Origin of the sequence: Fulverythrobacter fulvus, assembly GCF_037154085.1 — a bacterium.
Taxonomy (GTDB): domain Bacteria; phylum Pseudomonadota; class Alphaproteobacteria; order Sphingomonadales; family Sphingomonadaceae; genus Andeanibacterium; species Andeanibacterium fulvum.
Genome location: NZ_JBANRM010000001.1, coordinates 65,329 through 84,389 on the forward strand (window position 1 = coordinate 65,329; position 19,061 = coordinate 84,389).

The 19,061-nt window shown below is 64.1% G+C and carries 17 protein-coding genes; 13 read left to right on the forward strand and 4 right to left on the reverse strand.

All coding sequences use genetic code 11. From position 1 onward, the window contains the following. Positions 1-154 precede the first annotated feature (154 nt). The gene (gene pgi, locus WFP36_RS00340; protein ID WP_336976907.1) at positions 155-1,672 is read left to right on the forward strand and encodes a glucose-6-phosphate isomerase; all 1,518 of its coding nucleotides are present in this window, start codon (positions 155-157) and stop codon (positions 1,670-1,672) included. A gap of 120 nt (positions 1,673-1,792) precedes the next feature. Continuing rightward, positions 1,793-2,266 carry a Cys-tRNA(Pro) deacylase gene (gene ybaK, locus WFP36_RS00345; RefSeq protein ID WP_336976908.1) on the forward strand — a complete coding sequence of 158 codons (474 nt, stop codon included), beginning with the start codon at positions 1,793-1,795 and terminating at the stop codon, positions 2,264-2,266. A 4-nt stretch (positions 2,267-2,270) separates the two neighbouring features. Here the strand turns inward: ybaK and ygiD are convergent, their stop codons facing one another. Next, a complete protein-coding gene (gene ygiD / locus WFP36_RS00350) occupies positions 2,271-3,089 on the reverse strand; it encodes a 4,5-DOPA-extradiol-dioxygenase (RefSeq protein WP_336978653.1) in 819 nt (272 codons plus the stop codon). A 158-nt stretch (positions 3,090-3,247) separates the two neighbouring features. Here ygiD and gorA point away from each other — a divergent pair, with 158 nt between their 5' ends. The 6 genes from gorA (at position 3,248) to WFP36_RS00380 (ending at position 10,246) form a co-directional block, all read left to right on the forward strand. Then, entirely contained in the window at positions 3,248-4,591 is a 1,344-nt protein-coding gene (gorA, locus tag WFP36_RS00355; RefSeq protein ID WP_336976910.1) for a glutathione-disulfide reductase, read from the forward strand. A 228-nt stretch (positions 4,592-4,819) separates the two neighbouring features. After that, positions 4,820-6,352, forward strand: a complete 1,533-nt coding sequence (locus WFP36_RS00360) for an acyl-CoA carboxylase subunit beta (protein WP_336976911.1) — start codon at positions 4,820-4,822, stop codon at positions 6,350-6,352. 10 nt (positions 6,353-6,362) lie between these two features. Beyond that, positions 6,363-6,956 (forward strand): DUF4274 domain-containing protein, encoded by a 594-nt coding sequence (locus tag WFP36_RS00365; RefSeq protein WP_336976912.1) that lies wholly within the window; start codon positions 6,363-6,365, stop codon positions 6,954-6,956. Between the two features lie 8 nt (positions 6,957-6,964). After that, positions 6,965-7,759 (forward strand): enoyl-CoA hydratase-related protein, encoded by a 795-nt coding sequence (locus WFP36_RS00370; protein ID WP_336976913.1) that lies wholly within the window; start codon positions 6,965-6,967, stop codon positions 7,757-7,759. Between the two features lie 156 nt (positions 7,760-7,915). Beyond that, positions 7,916-8,923 carry a biotin synthase BioB gene (gene bioB, locus WFP36_RS00375; protein WP_336976915.1) on the forward strand — a complete coding sequence of 336 codons (1,008 nt, stop codon included), beginning with the start codon at positions 7,916-7,918 and terminating at the stop codon, positions 8,921-8,923. 45 nt (positions 8,924-8,968) lie between these two features. Then, positions 8,969-10,246 (forward strand): O-acetylhomoserine aminocarboxypropyltransferase, encoded by a 1,278-nt coding sequence (locus tag WFP36_RS00380; protein ID WP_336976917.1) that lies wholly within the window; start codon positions 8,969-8,971, stop codon positions 10,244-10,246. A 22-nt stretch (positions 10,247-10,268) separates the two neighbouring features. Here WFP36_RS00380 and WFP36_RS00385 read toward each other — a convergent pair whose 3' ends face one another. The 3 genes from WFP36_RS00385 to WFP36_RS00395 form a co-directional block, all read right to left on the reverse strand. Beyond that, entirely contained in the window at positions 10,269-11,669 is a 1,401-nt protein-coding gene (locus WFP36_RS00385; RefSeq protein WP_336976919.1) for a peptide MFS transporter, read from the reverse strand. Positions 11,670-11,885: 216 nt separating this feature from the next. Then, a complete protein-coding gene (gene aroB / locus WFP36_RS00390; protein WP_336976921.1) occupies positions 11,886-12,992 on the reverse strand; it encodes a 3-dehydroquinate synthase in 1,107 nt (368 codons plus the stop codon). Next, entirely contained in the window at positions 12,983-13,552 is a 570-nt protein-coding gene (locus WFP36_RS00395) for a shikimate kinase (RefSeq protein ID WP_336976923.1), read from the reverse strand. Before WFP36_RS00395 ends, aroB begins: the two co-directional genes overlap by 10 nt. Positions 13,553-13,648: 96 nt before the next feature. Here WFP36_RS00395 and WFP36_RS00400 point away from each other — a divergent pair, with 96 nt between their 5' ends. From WFP36_RS00400 to WFP36_RS00420, 5 genes are all read left to right on the forward strand, one after another. Then, complete coding sequence (locus WFP36_RS00400) at positions 13,649-13,783, forward strand: hypothetical protein (RefSeq protein ID WP_336976925.1); 135 nt, start codon at positions 13,649-13,651, stop codon at positions 13,781-13,783. Beyond that, entirely contained in the window at positions 13,780-15,615 is a 1,836-nt protein-coding gene (locus WFP36_RS00405; RefSeq protein ID WP_336976926.1) for a hypothetical protein, read from the forward strand. The genes WFP36_RS00400 and WFP36_RS00405 overlap by 4 nt, the downstream gene beginning before the upstream one ends. Positions 15,616-15,619: 4 nt before the next feature. Beyond that, positions 15,620-16,513, forward strand: a complete 894-nt coding sequence (locus tag WFP36_RS00410) for a tyrosine recombinase (protein WP_336978655.1) — start codon at positions 15,620-15,622, stop codon at positions 16,511-16,513. A gap of 10 nt (positions 16,514-16,523) precedes the next feature. After that, positions 16,524-17,465 (forward strand): acetyl-CoA carboxylase carboxyltransferase subunit alpha, encoded by a 942-nt coding sequence (locus WFP36_RS00415; protein WP_336976927.1) that lies wholly within the window; start codon positions 16,524-16,526, stop codon positions 17,463-17,465. A gap of 104 nt (positions 17,466-17,569) precedes the next feature. After that, positions 17,570-19,051: a M48 family metalloprotease gene (locus WFP36_RS00420; protein WP_336976929.1), complete on the forward strand. Its 1,482-nt coding sequence runs from the start codon at positions 17,570-17,572 to the stop codon at positions 19,049-19,051. Positions 19,052-19,061: the final 10 nt, after the last annotated feature.

Sequence of the window (19,061 nt, forward strand, 5' to 3'; positions counted from 1 at the left end):
TCCGCCGAAGTTGACAATGTTGACACTGTACTGAAGTTAAAACTCCCTACCGATCCGACTGGCCGGAAATTGGGCGCATTCAGAGGGGTTTGGGCCTTTCCAATCATCGTCGCAGGCCTTACCCCTAAATGCCTGTTGTAGGAAAGGGGCAGCTATGAGCGAGAACGTCGCAGCGATCTGGGAGAGGCTGTCCAGCTACAAGGCAAGCAGCCTGAAGGATCTGTTCGCCGACCAAGGGCGCGTTGCCGCCCTTTCCGGCCGGCTGGACCTGCCAGGCGGCGGGGGCATCCTGTTCGACTGGTCCAAGACGCATCTGGACGCCGGGCTGATCGCCCTGTTCGGCGAACTGGCCGAAGCGGCGGGTTTTGCCGATATGCGCGCCAGGATGTTCGCGGGCGAAGTGGTCAACCCCACGGAGAACCGCGCGGCGGAACATACCGCCCTGCGCGGCGTGGGCGATCCCGCCAGCGTGGAAGAGGCGCAGGCCCTGCTCGCCCGCATGGGCATGCTGGTGGGCGCGATCCATGAAGGCGCGATGGGCGATGTGAAGCATCTGATCCATGTCGGCATTGGCGGCTCGGCGCTGGGCCCGGCCCTGGCGGTGGACGCGCTGGCCCGCGAAATGCCGCTGGTGGACGTCCATGTCGTCTCCAATATCGATGGCTGCGCGCTGGAAGAGGCCTTTGCCGCCTGCGATCCGCAGACGACTATCCTCGCAGTCGCCTCCAAGACCTTCACCACAATCGAGACCATGACCAACGCGGTCAGCGTGCTGGAATGGATGACGCAGCATGGCGTGACCGATCCTTCCGGCCGGGTCGTGGCACTGACCGCCTATCCCGAGAAGGCCGTTGAGTGGGGCGTGGACGAAACCCGCATCCTGCCTTTCCCGGAAAGCGTGGGCGGGCGCTATTCGCTGTGGTCCTCAATCGGCTTTCCCATCGCCATGGCAGTGGGAATGGACGAATTCCTGGAGATGCTGGAAGGCGCCGCGGCAGTGGACCAGCATTTCGCGGACACGGATGGCGCGGCCAACCTGCCCTTGCGCGCGGCCTTTGCCGATCTTTATTACAGCCGCATTCGTGGCTGCCAGACGCGGGCCTGCTTCGCCTATGACGAGCGGTTGCGCCTGCTGCCCTCCTACCTCCAGCAGCTGGAGATGGAGAGCAACGGCAAGAGCGTGACCGCCGATGGCAAGCCCGTCTCGGGCCCGACCGCGCCGATCACCTGGGGCGGGGTAGGCACCGATGCCCAGCATGCGGTGTTCCAGCTGCTCCATCAGGGCACCAATCTGGTGCCGGTGGACTTCATTGCCAGCATCGCGGCGGGCGATGTGCTGGACCCGGCGCATCACCGCATCCTGCTGATGAATTGTTTCGCGCAAGGGGCGGCGCTGATGGCCGGCAGGGCGAGCAGCGACCCCGCGCGTTCCTATCCGGGCGACCGGCCGAGCGCGACAATCCTGTGCGACGATTTCGATGCCGCCACGGTGGGCGCCCTGATCGCCTTCCACGAACACCGCACTTTCGCCAATGCCGTGCTGATGGGGATCAATCCCTTCGACCAGTTCGGCGTGGAACTGGGCAAGGAAATCGCCCGGCAGATCGAGGCGGGCGGGGCGAAGTTCGATGCCAGCACCACGGCCCTGCTACAGGCGGCGGGGCTGGGGTGATGTTGGCGCATCTTCGTCATTGCGAGCGGCAACGCCGCGAAGCAATCCAGGGCTCCAAGCGCGAAGCCCTGGATTGCCGCGCAGCCTCTGGCTGCTCGCAATGACGCGAATGAGGTAGCCATGTCCAAGGCCACTCCCGCCACCCGCGCGCTGGAGCAATCCGGCGTTGCCTTCACTGTCCATACCTATGACTACGATCCCGATGCGGACCGCATAGGGTTGCAGGCGGCAGAAGCCATCGGAGAAGATCCGGCGCGCGTGCTCAAGACGCTGATGGCGCTGGTGGACGGCAAGCCCGCCTGCGTCATCCTGCCTTCGGACCGGGAAGTGGCGATGAAGAAACTTGCCGCCGCTTTGGGCGGCAAGTCGGCGCAGATGATGAAGCCCGCCGATGCGGAGCGGGCTACCGGCTACAAGGTGGGCGGGATCAGCCCCTTCGGCCAGCGGCGCAAGGTGCCCGTCGCCATCGAGGAAGCAGCGCTGGCGCACGACCTGGTGTTCATCAATGGCGGCCAGCGGGGCCTTCAGCTGCGGCTGGACCCGAAGGACGCCCAGCGCGTGCTGGGCGCCGTTGCGGCCAGCGTGATAGCCTGACCGCTTAGGCCGCTTCCAGCGCCGCAGCCTCACGCACGGCCGCGAGGGCCGCGTCGTCCAGCCCCATGGCATAGGACGTCATGGACACGGCGCCCAGCGCGTGGCCTTCGTTCCACACCTTGAGCGGCTCGTTCTCGGTAGCGGCAAGTCCCGCGATGTAGAGCATCGGGATGTAATGATCGGGCGCGGGCACGGCCATCGCATAGTCTGGGTGATCGGCCAGCGAGAGAATGTCGCCCGGATCGCTTTCCAGCTTCTCAATAGCGGCCTTGTCGAAGCGGATGCCCCAGTCATGGCCGAAATCCACCTCGTTACGACGCATGGTCGAAAGGTTGTGCACCACATTGCCCGTGGCCATGATCAGCACGCCTTCGTCCCGCAGGGAAGCGAACTGCGCGCCGAGTTGCATGTGGTAATCCAGCGGACGCACGCCGTTCAATGAAAGCTGCATCACCGGCACATCGGCATCGGGATACATATGGGCGAGGACGGACCATGTGCCATGGTCGATCCCCCACTGGTCCCGGTCCAGCCCGACCCAGATCGGCTTGGCCGCTTCGGCCACCATCGCCGCTACATCCGGCGCGCCGGGGGCGGGGTACTGGAAATCGAAATAGCTCTGAGGGAAGCCGTAGAAATCGTGGATGGTGCGCGGATGTTCCATCGCCGTCACGGCCGAGGTGCTGAAATACCAGTGCGCCGAGATCGAGAGGATCGCGCGCGGGCGGGGCAGCACTTCGCCCATCTTGCGCCAGGCGCGGGCATAGCGGCTATCCTCGAAAGTATTGGCCGGGCTGCCATGGCCGACGAACAATGCGGGCATCTTGCTCAAGGGGAATCTCCATCGCGTACGCCGGCAGGCGTGTGATCCTAATGTTGGGACGATAGTGCCCGATTGCCAGACTGCGGGCTTGTCTGCAGCCGAAGATTGATTTGCATCGCCGCGCTCTCCATATCGCTCGACCCAGAGGAGCCCTGCGAATGTCTGATTTCGACTATGATCTGTTCATCATCGGTGCCGGTTCGGGCGGGGTGCGCGCCAGCCGTATCGCCTCCAGCCATGGCGCCCGTGTTGCCGTGGCGGAGGAATATCGCGTGGGCGGCACCTGCGTAATCCGGGGCTGCGTGCCCAAGAAGATGCTGGTCTATGGATCGATGTTCGCGGAAGAACTCTCCCACGCCGGGAATTACGGCTGGACGATCGAGGGCAAGAGCTTCGACTGGAAGGTGCTGCGCGATTTCGTGAATGCCGATGTGGACCGGCTGGAAGGGCTCTACGGAAAGACGCTGGAGAACAATAAGGTCGAGAAATATCTCGAACGCGCCACGGTGACCGGGCCGAACAGCGTGAAGCTGGCGTCGGGCAAGGAAATCACCGCGAAATATATCCTCGTCGCCGTGGGCGGCTGGCCTGCCATGCCGGAGATTCCGGGGGTGGAGCACTGCATCAGTTCCAACGAAGTGTTCCATCTGGAAGAGCAGCCCAAGCGCCTGCTGGTGGTGGGCGGTGGTTACATCGCCATGGAATTCGCAGGCGTATTCAATGCACTGGGCAGCGAAGTTACCGTAATCAATCGCTCCGAAACGATCCTGCGCGGCTATGACCGGGGCGTGGTGGAACGGCTGAGCGAGATCGTGCAGGCGCGCGGTATCCAGTTCAAGCTGAACGCCAATATTCGCTCGGTCACCAGGCAGGCCGACGGCTCGCTGCTGGCCGATCTGGGTGGCGAGACGATCGAGGCGGACCAGATCCTGATCGCCACGGGCCGCAAGCCCAATACGGCAGGGCTGGGCCTTGAAACGGCAGGCATCAAGCTGGGCGTGAAGGGCGAGGTTCCGGTGGACCAGTATAATCGCACGTCCTGCCCCAGCATCTATGCCGTCGGCGACGTGACCGACCGGGTGCAGCTTACCCCGGTGGCGATCCGCGAAGGCCACGCCTTTGCCGATACGGTGTTCGGCAACAAGCCGCGCATTGTGGAATATGACCATATTCCCAGCGCCGTGTTCAGCCAGCCGCCACTCGCGGGCGTGGGGCTGACGGAGGAACAGGCGCGGTGCGAATATCCCAATGTGAAGGTCTACAAATCCGATTTCCGGCCGATGAAGAACATCTTCTCGCCCAAGGCGGAGCGCGGCCTTTACCGGATGATCGTGGACGAGGACACCGGCAAGGTGCTGGGCCTGCACATGGTCGGCCCGGAAAGCCCGGAAATCCTTCAAGCCGCGGCCATCGCGGTGAAGGCCGGGCTGACCAAGGCGGATTTCGACGCCACGGTGGCGCTGCACCCCTCCATGGCGGAAGAGCTGGTCCTGCTGAACTGATTTCGTCATTGCGAAGGGCATCGCCCCGAAGCAATCCAGGGCGCGGTGTGCGAGGCTCTGGATTGCTTCGCTACGCTCGCAATGACGAAAGCTGTGTGCCTCTCCGCCCCGCTGCTGCGCAGCGCGGTCCCCCTCCCCATGCTGGGGAGGATCGTCAGCCCCTTGCCCCTGTCCCGCCCGCGCGTTAGGCCTCTGGCATAACCGGATCGGGAGAGCCGCAAGGCACGCATGTCCGCCAATATTGCCGAAATGGAACGCCGCCGCGCTGCCGCCTCGCTGGGCGGGGGGCAGGATCGGATCGACGCGCAGCACAAGCGCGGCAAGCTGACCGCGCGCGAACGGGTGGATGTGCTGCTGGATGCCGGATCGTTCGAAGAGCTCGACATGTATGTCGAGCATAATTGCACCGATTTCGGGATGCAGGCGCAGACCGTTCCCGGCGACGGGGTGGTGACCGGCAGCGGCACGATCAACGGCCGGCTGGTGTTCGTCTATGCGCAGGATTTCACTGTGTTCGGCGGTTCCCTGTCGGAACGCCACGCGCAGAAGATCTGCAAGATCATGGACATGGCGCTGAAGGTCGGCGCTCCGGTGATCGGCCTCAGCGATTCAGGCGGCGCGCGCATCCAGGAAGGCGTGGCCAGCCTTGGCGGCTATGCCGAAGTGTTCCAGCGCAATGTGCTGGCCAGCGGCGTAGTGCCGCAGCTGTCGCTCATCATGGGGCCATGCGCGGGCGGGGCGGTCTATTCCCCGGCGATGACGGACTTCATCTTCATGGTGAAGGGCACCAGTTACATGTTCGTCACCGGGCCCGATGTGGTGAAGACCGTCACTAACGAGGTGGTGACGCAGGAAGAACTGGGCGGGGCGACCACGCACACCACTAAGACAGGTGTGGCCGATCTGGCGCTGGACAACGATCTGGAGGCGCTGGTCGCGGCGCGCCATTTCTTCGATTTCCTGCCGCTCTCCAACCGGTCCGAACTGCCCGAACGGCCGACCTCCGACCCGTGGGACCGGATCGAGGACAGTCTCGACACGCTGGTGCCGGATAATCCCAACCACCCCTATGACATGCACGAACTGGTGCGGAAGGTGGTGGACGAGGGGGACTTTTTCGAAATCCAGCCCGATCACGCGGCCAATATCATCATCGGCTTCGGAAGGGTGGAAGGGCGCACAGTGGGCGTGGTGGCGAACCAGCCGATGGTGCTGGCGGGCTGCCTGGACATCAACAGTTCGAAGAAGGCTGCGCGCTTCGTGCGCTTCTGTGACTGCTTCAACATCCCGATCCTGACTTTCGTGGACGTGCCGGGCTTCCTGCCGGGTACCGCGCAGGAGCATAACGGGATTATCAAGCACGGCGCCAAGCTGCTCTATGCCTATGCCGAGGCGACCGTGCCCAAGATCACCGTCATCACCCGCAAGGCCTATGGCGGCGCCTATGACGTGATGGCCTCCAAGCATCTGCGCGGCGATCTCAACTATGCCTGGCCCACGGCGGAAATCGCGGTGATGGGCGCCAAGGGCGCGGTGGAAATCATCTTCCGCAAGGATGCCGGCGACCCGGAAAAGATCGCGCAGCGCACCAAGGAATATGAGGACCGCTTCGCCAATCCCTTCGTGGCGGCGGCCAAGGGCTTCATCGACGAGGTGATCCATCCGCACTCGACAAGAAAGAGGGTTGCTCTGGGGTTAAGGAAGCTTCGCAACAAGGAGTTGGAGAACCCGTGGAAGAAGCACGGGAACCCACCGCTCTGAGGACCAATCGATGGAAGCGAGCGCTCCGCCAGTTTGCGGCGATTATGATAAGAAGCTGGTAGAGAAGGTTGAATGGATTCGCTCGCTGCCCAGAGAGGGCAATGAGGAAAGTGAGGGTGCAACATTTCTCACTTGGTTGAGGGAGGAGTCTACACCGGCGGATTGGCACCACATCGCGCATTGCGCGAATTGGGATTTTGTCGAGCCGGTTGCCCTTCAGTGGATTGCCTCCCGAGAAGACTGTGACCTTGCGACTGCACTCATCCTGTTTTGGAAAGCGTCTCCGGAATATTTCCTGAAGGCGGGTCGTGATCGGATGGTGCTTAACGGATCAGGCGATCCCAACAGTCGCAGTGATACTCTCGAGCATTTCGATATGATCGAATATATTCGCGAACGCTGGGAGAACGGCGGCTATAAGCGGAGCGAGTTTTCCTTCGATTATGACAATGACATTTGGGCCAATCAGTTTGCCGAAATCGATGCCAAATATGGCGATGATGCCAGGAAATATCTTCCTCAGGGGATGCGCACCAGAATCGACGGCAAGCAGCTCAGCGAAATCGCGCCAAGCGAAGGGTACGATCAGACCCAGATCGATTGAGGAAGCCATTGGCCAAACCTGATATGAACTACACCTCCATCAAATTCGACGCTTCCGGCCCCGTCGCCGTGCTCAGCATGGCGCGCCCGGGTAAGCTCAATGCCCTGACCCCGGACATGGCAGATGAAATCCGCCATGCGCTTGCCCATACGGAAGAGGCTCGTTCCGTGCTGATCCGGGGGGAAGGGCGCGCCTTCTGCTCCGGCGCGGACCTCGCCGCCATCGTGGGCGGGGGCGATCCGGGCGAGGGGGCCTATCGCTCGCTGGTGGATCACTACAATCCGCTGGTGATGGATATTGCCGAACACCGCTTGCCGATCGTGGCCGAAGTCACCGGCGCGGCGGCGGGAATCGGGTGTAGCATCGCCCTGGCCTGCGATTTCTGTGTCGCGGGGCAGAGCGCCTATTTCCTGCAGGCCTTCGTCAATATCGGGCTGGTGCCCGATGGCGGGGCAAGCTGGATATTGCCGCGCCTGATCGGCAAGGCACGCGCGGCCGAAATGCTGATGCTGGGCGAGAAGGTTCATGGCAAGCGCGCCGCCGAATGGGGCCTGATCCACCGCTGCGTGGAAGATCACATCGTCGCCAATGAAGCACGGGCGCTGGCATCGCGGCTCGCCGCCGGACCGACCGTGGCACTGGGCTTGATGAAAGCGAATCTCTCGTCGGCGCTCAACCATTCCTATGGCACGGCGATGGATGTGGAGGCGCAGGCCCAGCGTGATGCCGCCGGCACGGACGATGCGAAGGAAGGGATCGGCGCGTTTCTTTCCAAGCGGGCGCCCCAGTTCAGGGGGAAGTAGGCTGCGCTAGTTCGTTATTGCGAGGAGGCTATGCCGACGAAGCAATCCAGTGCGGCTGTGCGCAAAGCCCTTGGATTGCTTCGCCTTTCAGGCTCGCAATGACGATGGGACAGGTTCGGGCTTGAACCCGGACCGCGAGAGGAGGATAGCCGCGCCATGACCCCGATCCGTACCGACTGGACGCGCGAGGAAATCGCGGCCCTCTTCGACCTTCCCTTCACCGAATTGGTCTTCCGCGCGGCCGAAGTGCATCGCGCCCATCACAGGCCCGACGAGGTGCAGCTCTGCACCCTGCTTTCGATCAAGACCGGCGGCTGCCCGGAAGATTGCGGCTATTGCTCGCAGAGCGTGAAGGCCGATAGCGGGGTTGAGGCCAGCAAGCTGATGGACGTGCGCGAAGTGCTGCAATCCGCCGCCCGCGCGAAGGATGCGGGCAGCCAGCGTTTCTGCATGGGCGCCGCCTGGCGCAATCCCAAGGATCGGGACATGCCCGCCATCGTGGAAATCGTGCAGGGCGTGCGCGCCATGGGGCTGGAAACCTGCATGACGCTGGGCATACTCAGCCCGAAGCAGGCCGATATGCTGGCCGAGGCGGGCCTCGATTATTACAACCACAATATCGACAGCAGCCCCGAATATTATGAGCGCGTCATCACCACCCGCACCATGCAGGACCGGCTGGATACGCTGGACAATGTTCGCTCGGCCGGGATCAATGTCTGTTCCGGCGGGATCGTGGGCATGGGCGAAACGCGCGAGGATCGCGTGGGCTTCATCCACACGCTCAGCACCCTGCCGCAGCATCCCGAAAGCGTGCCGGTCAACGCGCTGGTGCCGGTGAAGGGCACGGTGCTGGGCGACATGCTGGCCGATACTCCGCTGGCGAAGATCGACGATATCGAATTCGTCCGCACCGTCGCCGCCGCGCGTATCACCATGCCGCTGAGCATGGTGCGCCTTTCCGCCGGGCGCGAGAGCATGAGTGAGGCGGCGCAGGCGCTGTGCTTCATGGCCGGCGCGAACTCCATCTTCACTGGCGACAAGCTGCTGACCGCGCCCAATTCGGGCGACGATGCCGATGCGGCTCTGTTCGCCCGGCTGGGCCTGAAACCGCTTGTGGGTGAAGAGCCCATGCGCGCCTGCAAGGCCGTTGAACCCGTTTGACCTGAACCGCGCACTGAGGAGCTGCGCCAATTGGAGAGTGCCGAAATGAGCGAACCCAAACTCGATACGCTGGCGGTCCATGCCGGGACGGAACCCGATCCCACCACCAAGGCGCGGATCACCCCGATCTATCAGACCGCATCCTATGTGTTCGAAGATGCCGGCCACGCCCAGCGCCTGTTCGCGCTGCAGGAATTCGGGAACATCTACACTCGCATCATGAACCCCACCAACGGGGCGCTGGAAGGCAAGATCGCGGCGCTGGAAGGCGGCGCGGCGGCGCTGGCGGTGGCTTCTGGCCATGCGGCGCAGTTCCTGGCGTTCCACACTCTGATGGAGCCGGGCTGCAACATCGTGGCGGCGAACAAGCTTTATGGCGGGTCGCTCAACCAGCTGGGCGAGAGCTTCAAGAAGTTCGGCTGGGAAGCCCGCTTCGTGGATGCGGACGATCCGGCGAATATCGCCGCCGCCATCGACGAGAAGACCCGCGTGGTCTTCATCGAGAGCCTCGCCAACCCCGGCGGCGTGGTGCAGGATATTGCCGCTATCGCCAAGGTTGCCCATGATGCGGGTGTTCCGCTGATGGTGGATAACACGCTGGCCAGCCCGGTGCTGTGCCGCCCGATCGAGCATGGCGCGGACATCGTGGTGCATTCCACCACCAAGTTCCTGAACGGCCATGGCAATTCCATCGGCGGCGTGATCGTGGATGCGGGCAAGTTCGACTGGGCCGCTTCGGACAAGTTCCCGACCCTGTCGCAGCCCAACGGTTCCTATCATGGCGCGGTGCTGACCGATGCGGTGGGGCCGATTGCCTTCATCATCGGCTGCCGCGTGCTGGGCCTGCGCGACCTTGGGCCCGCCATGGCGCCTTTCAATGCCTTCCTGGCCCTGACCGGCATGGAAACGCTGACGCTGCGGATGGAACGCCATTGCAGCAATGCGCTGGCGCTGGCCCAGTGGCTCAAGGCCCATCCCAAGGTGGGCTGGGTTTCCTACGCCGGCCTGCCGGACGACAAATATCATGCGCTGGCCAAGACCTATCTCGGCGGCAAGGGCGGGGCGGTGTTCACCTTCGGCCTGAAGGACGGTTACGATGCGGGCGTGAAGCTGGTCGGCGCGCTCAAGCTGTTCAGCCATCTCGCCAATATCGGCGACACACGTTCGCTGGTGATCCACCCGGCTTCCACCACCCATAGCCAGCTGGAAGGCGATGCGCTGGTTCGCGCAGGCGCGGGGCCGGACGTGGTGCGCGTGTCCGTGGGCATCGAGCATATCGACGATATCATCGCCGATATGGCTCAGGCGCTGGACCAGATCTGATCCGAATTAGGGGACGTCGCGCTCAGGCGAGCGCGACGTCTTCCGCTTCTGCCCGGTGCATCAGGCGCGGGGCGAGCAGCAGCTTGAACAGCACGAACACCACGCCAGCGGTTGCGGCGAACATCAGGTGCATCAGCCAGAAGGCGGGCACGCTCATTGTCTCGAACTTCGTGCCGAGATAGCCCACCAGCGAGTTCCCGCCGAAAAAGGCGAGGTAATAGAGCCCGATCACCGTTGCGTTGATCTGCTTGGGCGCAAGCCGCGCGAACAGGGCGAGGCTGACCGGCATGATATGGGCGAAGCCGATCGAGTTGAGGATGTGGAACATCACGGGCCAGAACAGGCCGATCTTCCCGCCTTCCGGCATGGTCGCGGCGGCCATGTAAAGGCAGACCATCCCGCCCATGGAAAATGCCGAGCCGATAATCATCTTGGCCAGCTCGTCCGGCTCCTGCCAGTGCCTGCCATACCAGCGATAGAATAGCGCGACCCCGGCAAGAAAGCTGACCGAGACGACGGCATCCAGTGTCACCAGCCAGCCGGTAGGCAGCGTGGTGTCGAAGAACACCAGATCGAAATCGCGGTCACCCCAAACGAGATAGGCGTTGAAGATCTGGTTGTTGGGCACGATGGAGATTGCCATCACCGGGATCAGCAGCAGCAGGGCAAGCGTGGAGAGCCAGTCCTTCCGGCTAATCGGTTCGCGCGGTTCGGCCGTCTTTCCGGCAACGTCGAAATGTTCCTTCGGCAGGTATTTCTGGCCGGCGATGTAAATCCCCAGCCCGATCAGCATGCCCACGCCCGCTGCGCCGAAACCGTAATGCCATCCAACCTTCTCGCCCAGCGTGCTCACCACCAGCGGGCTGGCGATAACCCCGGCATTGATCCCGAGATAGAAGATCTGGAAAGCATCCGCCCGGCGCAGGTCGTCAGGCTTGTAGAGCGAGCCGACCTGACTGGCTATATTGCCCTTGAACATCCCCGAACCCAGGATCAGGCACAGCAGCGCCAGCAGGAAGGTAACGTTGAACGCCATCAGAAAATGGCCCAGCGCCATGGTGATCGCGCCGATCAGCACCGTGCGCCTTTTGCCCAGCAGCCGGTCCGCCATCCACCCGCCGATGATCGGCGTTACATAGACAGTCGCCGCATAAGTGCCGAAAATGGCGGAGGCGAAGGCCTGCCCGTCCAGCCCACCGTAAAGTGCACGCAACTGCTCGATCCCGGCGACCTGCTCCACCTGCCCGGGCAGCAGCAGGTGCTTGACCATGTAGAGCACCAGCAGGGTCTGCATCCCGTAATAGGAAAACCTCTCCCACGCCTCGGTGAAGGCCAGATAGCCAAGCCCCTTGGGATGGCCGAGAAAGGCGCGGTCGGCGCGGGTTTCGATATCCAGCTCGGGCGTGGCTTCGGCGGTGGTCATGGGGTTCCCGTTCGTTGCAGCCGTAACGGGTAGCGGGGAGCGATGCGCTTGTCTCGCCCCAAAAATGATCCTCCCCAGAATGGGGAGGGGAACCATCCGCAGGATGGTGGAGGGGCAGGCGCTCTGGGCGATACGGTCAGATGGAAGGGCTACTCGCGGGTGCCCCTCCACCCCGCCGCTTTGCGGCGCGGTCCCCCTCCCCGTGCCGGGGAGGAGCTAGCCTTGCAGCTGCCCGTCCAGAAACTCTGCCACGTCGTCCAGCGGCACGGTCTTGTCGAGGAACGCCTCGCCAATGCCGCGCAGCAGGACGAAGGGCAGGGTGCCCGCGTCCATCTTCTTGTCATGCAGCATATGGGCGGCCAGCATCTTGCCGCTGACGTTGAGGCCCAGCGTGGAAAGTTCCGAAGGAAGTCCGGCAGAGGCAATTGCCGTGGCCACCCGTTCGGCATCTGCGCTGGAAATCAGCCCGCGCCGCGCGGAATAGCGGGCGGCGAGGACCATGCCCATCGCCACGCCTTCGCCATGCAGCAGGCGGTCGGAAAAGCCGGTTTCGGCTTCCAGCGCATGGCCGAATGTGTGGCCCAGATTGAGCAGGGCGCGCGTACCGGTCGTTTCGCGCTCGTCCTCGGCCACGATGCGGGCCTTGGCCTTCACGCTTTCGGTCACGGCATATTCCTGCGCCGCCTTGTCGCCCGCGATCACGCTGGCGCCATGGGCTTCGCACCATTCGAAGAAGGGTGCGTCGCCAAGGATGCCGTATTTGATCACTTCCGCGTAACCCGCGCCCATTTCGCGTACCGGCAGAGTGTCGAGCGCATCGAGATCGGCCAGCACGAGGGCGGGTTGGTGGAACGCGCCGACGAGATTCTTGCCCGCGGGCGTATTGATCGCCGTCTTGCCGCCGACCGAACTGTCCACCTGCGCCAGCAGGCTGGTGGGAAGCTGGATGAAGCCACAGCCGCGCTTCAGGATCGCCGCGGCAAAGCCGGTCAGGTCCCCGATCACGCCGCCGCCCAGCGCCAGGATATGGTCGCCGCGCTCCACTTCCTCGCCCAGCAGCCAGTCGATGGTGCGCGAAAGCCCGTCCCAGCTCTTGGTCGCTTCGCCCGGATCGAGCACCAGCCAGCGCGGTTCCTTGCCTGCAGCCGTCAGCGAGGCATCGACCGCTGCGCGCCAGTGCCGTTCCACATTGGCGTCAGTGACAATCGGCACGCGCTGCTTGCGCAGCATCGCGCCGCATTCCTGCGCCACATTGGCCAGCAGCCCGCTGCCCACACGCACTTCATAGGAACGTCCCGCGAGTTCGACGGGGATCACAGCCATTGTTCGATACCTTTGAGAATGCGCTGCACGGCCTGATGATACGGGCCGGCTTCGCTCATCACATGGATGGGCGCCTGCGAATAAAAGGGTTCGCGCTCTGCCTTGAGGCGCGTGATGATTTCATGCGGATCGCCATTGCGCAGCAAGGGGCGGGTGTCCTTGCGGCCGACGCGCTCCACCAGAGTATCCGTGTCGCAATCGAGCCAGATGCAGATCGTCTTGTCGAGCAGCAGCTGCCGCGTCTCGTCATTGACGAAGGCACCGCCGCCGGTGGCGATCACGCTGGGTCGTTCGGCTGCGAGCCGCGCGATCACCCGGCGCTCCCCATCGCGGAAATAGGGCTCGCCGAAGCGGGTGAAGATTTCGCTCACGCTCATCTGCGCGGCTTTCTCTATCGCTTCGTCCGCATCGATGAAGGGCAGGTGCAGCAGAGTGGCCAGCTTGCGGCCTACGGTGGACTTGCCGACCCCCATCATTCCCACCAGCGCGATCGGCCGGTTAATACGCGCGGCCAGTTCCTCGATCTCGGCATCGCTGGGCATGGGTTCGGGTTTGGTCATTGCCGCCTTGCCTATAGATGCGCTAACCGGCAGCGCAAGCGCCGCGCGGACTTTGCGTGCGGCTTGGTGTAGTTGGCGAGGACGCGACCATTGGCCATGAGTTCCAGGGGGTTTGTTGCAGCACTGGCGGTGATCGTGTTGCTGGTGCTGGCCTTGGCCTGGTTCGACGGGGGCGAACAGCCGCTGCGTCAGATCAGCCAGCCCGTCGCCATGCCAGGAGATTTCCGATGAAGCGTGCCCTGCTGATCGGCGGTGCCGCGCTCGCGTTTACGTCTGGCATCGGGCTTGCCGCCCCGGAATCGCTGCTGCCCCCGGGCTTTGACCGGCAGACGCCGGCCCCGGCCGCGCGTCCTGTTGCGCCCGTCGCGGCGCCCACGGTGGTGTCGCCCCAGGCGCCTTCGGGCGGGAGCGTTTCCAGCCCGGTGATCCAGCCCCTGCCGGGCGTTCCGGCAGGCGAAGCCGGAACAGGCAGTTTGCCGTCCAATTTCCCCTCGATCGCCGAGATCGAGAAGATGAGCCCGGACGAGATCGACGAGCTTCTGGGCCTCAAGCCCAAATTCGACATTCCGCCCGGTGCGCGCCGCTCACTGCAGCGCGTCGGGGTGATTTCGCGCGATGAAGGCGGCTTTCCCGCCCGCGCCGTGGCCGGGCAGCCGGGTGCGCTGGTCCGTGCCGCGCTCAAGGGCACGAAGCATCCGCTCCTTTCGCGCTGGGGCCACATACTGCTGCGCCGCACGCTGGCCAGTCGCCTCGATGCGCCGCAGGGAATGGACCCGGTGGAATTCGCCGCCCTGCGCGCTGCTGCGCTCAACCGCATGGGCGAAGGCTACGCAGCCCGCGCGCTGGTGCAGGATGTCGATTCGTCGAACTACAATTCGGCGCTCACCAATGCGGCATTCGATGCCTATCTCCTCACTGGCGATATCGTCGGCCTGTGTCCGGTCGCGCGGCTGAAGGGCGACATCCGCAAGGATGGCGAGTGGAAGATGGTTCAGGCCATCTGCCGTTCCTTCGCTGGAGACGGCAGGCAGGGCGCACGTGAACTGGATCTCGCGCTGTCGCGCGGCACGGCGCCGCGCATCGATGTTCTGCTGGCCAAGCGCTATGCGGGCGCCGCTGCCGAAGGTGGCCAGGCAGTGAATATCGAGTGGGACGACGTCAAGGAACTGAACCCCTGGCGTTACTCGCTGGCCGTTACCCTTGGGGTCGAAGTGCCTTCCAGCCTGCGCAATGGCGCGGGCGCATGGTATGACCGGATGGGCGCCGTCTCGCCGGCCCTGCCGCTGGGCATTCGCGCGGATTCGGCTGACCGGGCAGCAGGAGAGGGCATTCTTTCCAGCGCTGCCCTGGTCGATCTCTATTCGCAGATATATTCGACGCCCGATGTCGGCGGCGACGCGGCACAGCGCGCCAGCCTGCTGCGGGAAGCCTATGTCGCGGGCGCTTCGGATGACCGGATGCAGGCCATGCGTGACCTGTGGGGCGGCGCCACGCCCGATTACGGCCGACTGGTGCTGACGGCCTATGCCGCGGCGCGCGTCAGCCCCAGCAAGGATCTGGAAGCCGATGCGCCGCTGCTGATCGCCTCCATGCTGGCGGCGGGGCTCGACCGGAACGCGATGCGCTGGGCCTCGGTCGTCCCGCAGGGCAGCACGGGCTGGGCATTGCTTGTGCTGGCCCAGCCGCGCCGCGACGGCACGGTAAGCCAGTCGGCAGTCGATTCCTTCTTCGATGACGACAGCAGCAGCGGCCAGCGCAAGTCGCAGTTCCTGCTGGCGGGCCTTGCTGGCCTCGACCGGCTCGACAGCGGCGATACGCGCAGCCTTGCCGGAACGCTGAAAGTCAATCTCACCCGCGAAAGCGCATGGAGCCGCATGATCACCCGCGCGGCGGAGGCGGACAATCCCGCGCTGGTCTCGATGCTCGCCGGCCTCGGCATGCAGGGCGACAATTGGGAGATGATGACGGCGCGCCAGCTCTATTTCATCGTTCGCTCGCTCAACCGGGTCGGCCTTTCTGCCGAAGCGCGGATGATCGCGGCAGAGGCCGTCGCGCGGGGATAAGGCCATCGCCGGCGCAATCGAATCCTTCCTCGCCATGCTCGCGGCCGAGCGTGGCGCGGCGGCGAATACGCTGGCGGCCTATCGTCGGGACCTTGAGGGCGCCGAGGAATTGCTGGGGGACCTTGAGGGCGCTGACCGGGATGCTCTTGCCTCTCTCGGTGCGCGTTGGGCCTCGCTTGCCCCCGCCAGTGTCGCCCGGAAAAGCTCGGCATTGCGTCAGTTCTTCGGCTTCCTGCAGGACGAGGGGCTGAGGAAGGACGATCCCTCCGCCGCCCTGCCTCGCCCGCCCGCGCGGCGACCCTTGCCGAAGATTCTCAGCCACGATGAAGTGGACCTGCTCTTCTCCCGCGCCGAGGATGAGGCCGAGAGCGGGCGTCTGGAATCGGTGCGCCTGCTCACGCTGCTGGAACTGCTCTATGGCTCGGGCCTGCGCGCAACCGAGCTTGTTTCCCTGCCGCTTTCCGCCGTTCCGCGCGACGCGCCTTTCCTTACCGTCACCGGCAAAGGCGGGGTTTCGCGCATGGTGCCGGTGTCCAATCGCGCGCGGCAGGCGCTGTCCCGCTGGCTGGAAGTCCGCCAGGGGGAGGGGCGCTATCTCTTCCCCTCGCGGGCCAAGCATCTGAGCCGCATTCGCCTTTACCAGATGCTCAAGGAACTGGCGGTGCGGGCAGGGCTGGCGCCGGAAAAGATCAGCCCGCACGTGCTGCGGCATGCCTTTGCCACCCATCTGCTGGAGGGCGGGGCCGATCTGCGTGTGCTGCAGACCCTGCTGGGCCATGCCGATATCGCCACGACGCAAATTTACACCCATGTCGATGCCGCAAGGCTGGTCGCGCTGGTGAACGAACGACATCCTCTGGCCCGCGCCCCTCTTGCCCGAAAGCGTCAGGGCGACTAGCGCAGGGCGCATGATTTCCTATCTCGAATTCGAAAAGCCGGTCGCCGCGCTCGAAGCTCGCATTGCGGAACTGCGCGCCGCTTCCGAAGGTGACGAGGTCGATATATCGGCCGAGATCAAGCGGCTCGAGGCCAAGAGTGCGGAGTTGTTGGCAAGCACCTATGCCGCACTTACGCCGTGGCAGAAGACGCAGGTGGCCCGCCATCCGATGCGGCCGCATTTCAAGGACTATATCGAGCAGATCTTCGACGATTTCGTGCCCTTGGGCGGGGATCGCTATTTCGGAGAGGATGAGGCGATCATTGGCGGATTCGCTACTCTGGATGGCCGCAAACTCATGCTGATCGGCCACGAAAAGGGCCACGATACGCAAAGCCGCATTCGTCACAATTTCGGCATGGGCAAGCCCGAAGGCTACCGCAAGGCAGTGCGCCTGATGGAAATGGCCAGCCGCTTCGGCCTGCCGGTGGTGACTTTGGTGGATACGTCCGGCGCGTTTCCGGGCATCGAAGCGGAAGAACGCGGACAGGCAGAAGCCATCGCCCGTTCGACCGAGGCGTGCCTTGCCCTGCAGACCCCGATGGTCGCGGCAATCGTGGGCGAGGGCGGTTCGGGCGGCGCGGTCGCGCTGGCCAGTGCCGAGCGCGTGCTGATGCTGGAACATGCGGTCTATTCGGTGATTTCGCCCGAAGGTTGCGCCTCGATCCTGTGGCGTACCGCCGAAAAGGCCCCGCAGGCTGCCGAAGCCATGAAGATGACCGCGCAGGACCTGCTGGAACTGGGCGTGATCGATCGGATCGTGGAAGAACCGGTGGGCGGCGCCCATCGCGATCAGCGGGAAACCGCACTCGCTCTGGGGGCGGCAATTGCGCAGGAACTCGACGTTCTGAACAAGAAGAGCCCTGCTGCGCTGCGCAAGATGCGCGAAGATCGCTTCCTCAAGATCGGCTGATTTAGCGCACGTTTGCCCGGGCGCATGCTTGCATGGCGGCGCCCGGCAACGCACAATGCCTTCCGTGTTGGAGCGGCCATTCGAGCCGCACGGAGGAGCTTCCCATGTCTGCATTCGCGAAAATCCGCGCCCGTTCCAGTGTTCTGGCCGGGGTGGCAAGCCTTGCCCTGACGGGCTGCATGGCCGGTGGGCCGATTGCGTCTACCGGCAGCCCGATCACCCAGACCGAATCCCAGCAGGGCGCGGACGCCCATCCGCAGATCGTCTCCGAATTCGGTGGATCAATGAGCGGTGCCCAGGCTGACTATGTCGCTGGAATCGGCCAGAATATCGCCTTCCAGTCCGGCCTCGGCAATTCGCCCGGCTCCTTCAAGGTGACGCTGCTCAACTCCTCGGTGAACAATGCATTCGCCATTCCGGGGGGCTATGTCTACGTCACGCGCCAGCTTGTGGCACTAATGAACAATGAGGCGGAACTGGCCGCTGTTCTGGGCCATGAAGTCGGCCATGTCGCCGCTCGCCATTCGGCCAAGCGCCAGCAGACCGCGCAGCAGAATGCGCTGCTGGGGGCCATCGGGCAGATCCTGTCGGGCGTGTTGCTCGGCGATTCGACGCTGGGCAAGCTGGGGCAGCAGATTTCCAGCACCGTGCCGGAACTCGCCACGCTGCGTTATTCGCGCGGGCAGGAACTGGAGGCTGACGGATTGGGCGTGCAGTATCTCGGCACTGCCGGTTACGACAAGCGCGCCATGTCTACCCTGCTGGCCAGCCTCGCGGCGCAGAATTCGCTCGATGCGCAATTGCAGGGGCGCGATGCCCGCATGCCGGAATGGGCTTCTACTCACCCCGATCCTGCCTCGCGCGTCCAGAATGCGCAGCAGCTGGCGGGCGCGGCCAATGGCGGAACGACGAATCGGGATATGTTCCTCACTCGCATCGGCGGACTGGTCTATGGCGACGATCCGCATCAGGGCGTGATCGAGGGCAGCCAGTTCATTCATCCCGATCTGCGCCTCAGCTTCGCCGCGCCGCAGGGCTATTACATGGTCAATGGCGCCGCAGCCGTATCGATCAACGGCAATAGCGGGCGCGCGCAGATGGCGGGCGGGTCTTATAGCGGCAATCTGGAAACCTATGTGCGGCAGGTGTTCCAGAAGCTGGGGGGTACCCAGCAGACCCTCGCTCCGCAGAACCTCCGGAAGACCACGGTCAACGGCTTGCCGGCGATGGTCGGCACTGCGCGGGTGCAGAGCGGCGAAAGCCAGGTGGACGTGGTGGTCTATGCCTATGAATTTTCGGGCAGTCAGGCGTTCCACTTCGCCGCGATCGCGCCAGCCGGGCAGGCGGCGGTGTTCGATCCGATGTTCGCTTCGATGCGGCGGATCAGCGCGAGCGAAGCGGCTTCCGTCACTCCGCGGAAGGTCGAGGTGGTGACCGTAAGGAATGGCGACACCGTCGCCTCGCTGGCAAACCGCATGGCTTATACGGACGCCAGGGAAGCGCGCTTCCGGGTGTTGAACGGTTTGGCCTCCGGCGACACGCTCAAGGCCGGGCAAAAGATGAAGATCGTGGTGAAAGGCAGCTGATTTCAGCCGT

What these genes read in the sequence shown, in the direction of transcription:
- pgi (WP_336976907.1), top strand. Translation starts at nt 155, where the DNA reads ATGAGCGAGAACGTCGCAGCGATCTGGGAGAGGCTGTCCAGCTACAAG.
- ybaK (WP_336976908.1), top strand. Translation starts at nt 1,793, where the DNA reads ATGTCCAAGGCCACTCCCGCCACCCGCGCGCTGGAGCAATCCGGCGTT.
- ygiD (WP_336978653.1), bottom strand. Translation starts at nt 3,089, where the DNA reads ATGCCCGCATTGTTCGTCGGCCATGGCAGCCCGGCCAATACTTTCGAG.
- gorA (WP_336976910.1), top strand. Translation starts at nt 3,248, where the DNA reads ATGTCTGATTTCGACTATGATCTGTTCATCATCGGTGCCGGTTCGGGC.
- WFP36_RS00360 (WP_336976911.1), top strand. Translation starts at nt 4,820, where the DNA reads ATGTCCGCCAATATTGCCGAAATGGAACGCCGCCGCGCTGCCGCCTCG.
- WFP36_RS00365 (WP_336976912.1), top strand. Translation starts at nt 6,363, where the DNA reads ATGGAAGCGAGCGCTCCGCCAGTTTGCGGCGATTATGATAAGAAGCTG.
- bioB (WP_336976915.1), top strand. Translation starts at nt 7,916, where the DNA reads ATGACCCCGATCCGTACCGACTGGACGCGCGAGGAAATCGCGGCCCTC.
- WFP36_RS00380 (WP_336976917.1), top strand. Translation starts at nt 8,969, where the DNA reads ATGAGCGAACCCAAACTCGATACGCTGGCGGTCCATGCCGGGACGGAA.
- WFP36_RS00385 (WP_336976919.1), bottom strand. Translation starts at nt 11,669, where the DNA reads ATGACCACCGCCGAAGCCACGCCCGAGCTGGATATCGAAACCCGCGCC.
- aroB (WP_336976921.1), bottom strand. Translation starts at nt 12,992, where the DNA reads ATGGCTGTGATCCCCGTCGAACTCGCGGGACGTTCCTATGAAGTGCGT.
- WFP36_RS00395 (WP_336976923.1), bottom strand. Translation starts at nt 13,552, where the DNA reads ATGACCAAACCCGAACCCATGCCCAGCGATGCCGAGATCGAGGAACTG.
- WFP36_RS00400 (WP_336976925.1), top strand. Translation starts at nt 13,649, where the DNA reads ATGAGTTCCAGGGGGTTTGTTGCAGCACTGGCGGTGATCGTGTTGCTG.
- WFP36_RS00405 (WP_336976926.1), top strand. Translation starts at nt 13,780, where the DNA reads ATGAAGCGTGCCCTGCTGATCGGCGGTGCCGCGCTCGCGTTTACGTCT.
- WFP36_RS00415 (WP_336976927.1), top strand. Translation starts at nt 16,524, where the DNA reads ATGATTTCCTATCTCGAATTCGAAAAGCCGGTCGCCGCGCTCGAAGCT.
- WFP36_RS00420 (WP_336976929.1), top strand. Translation starts at nt 17,570, where the DNA reads ATGTCTGCATTCGCGAAAATCCGCGCCCGTTCCAGTGTTCTGGCCGGG.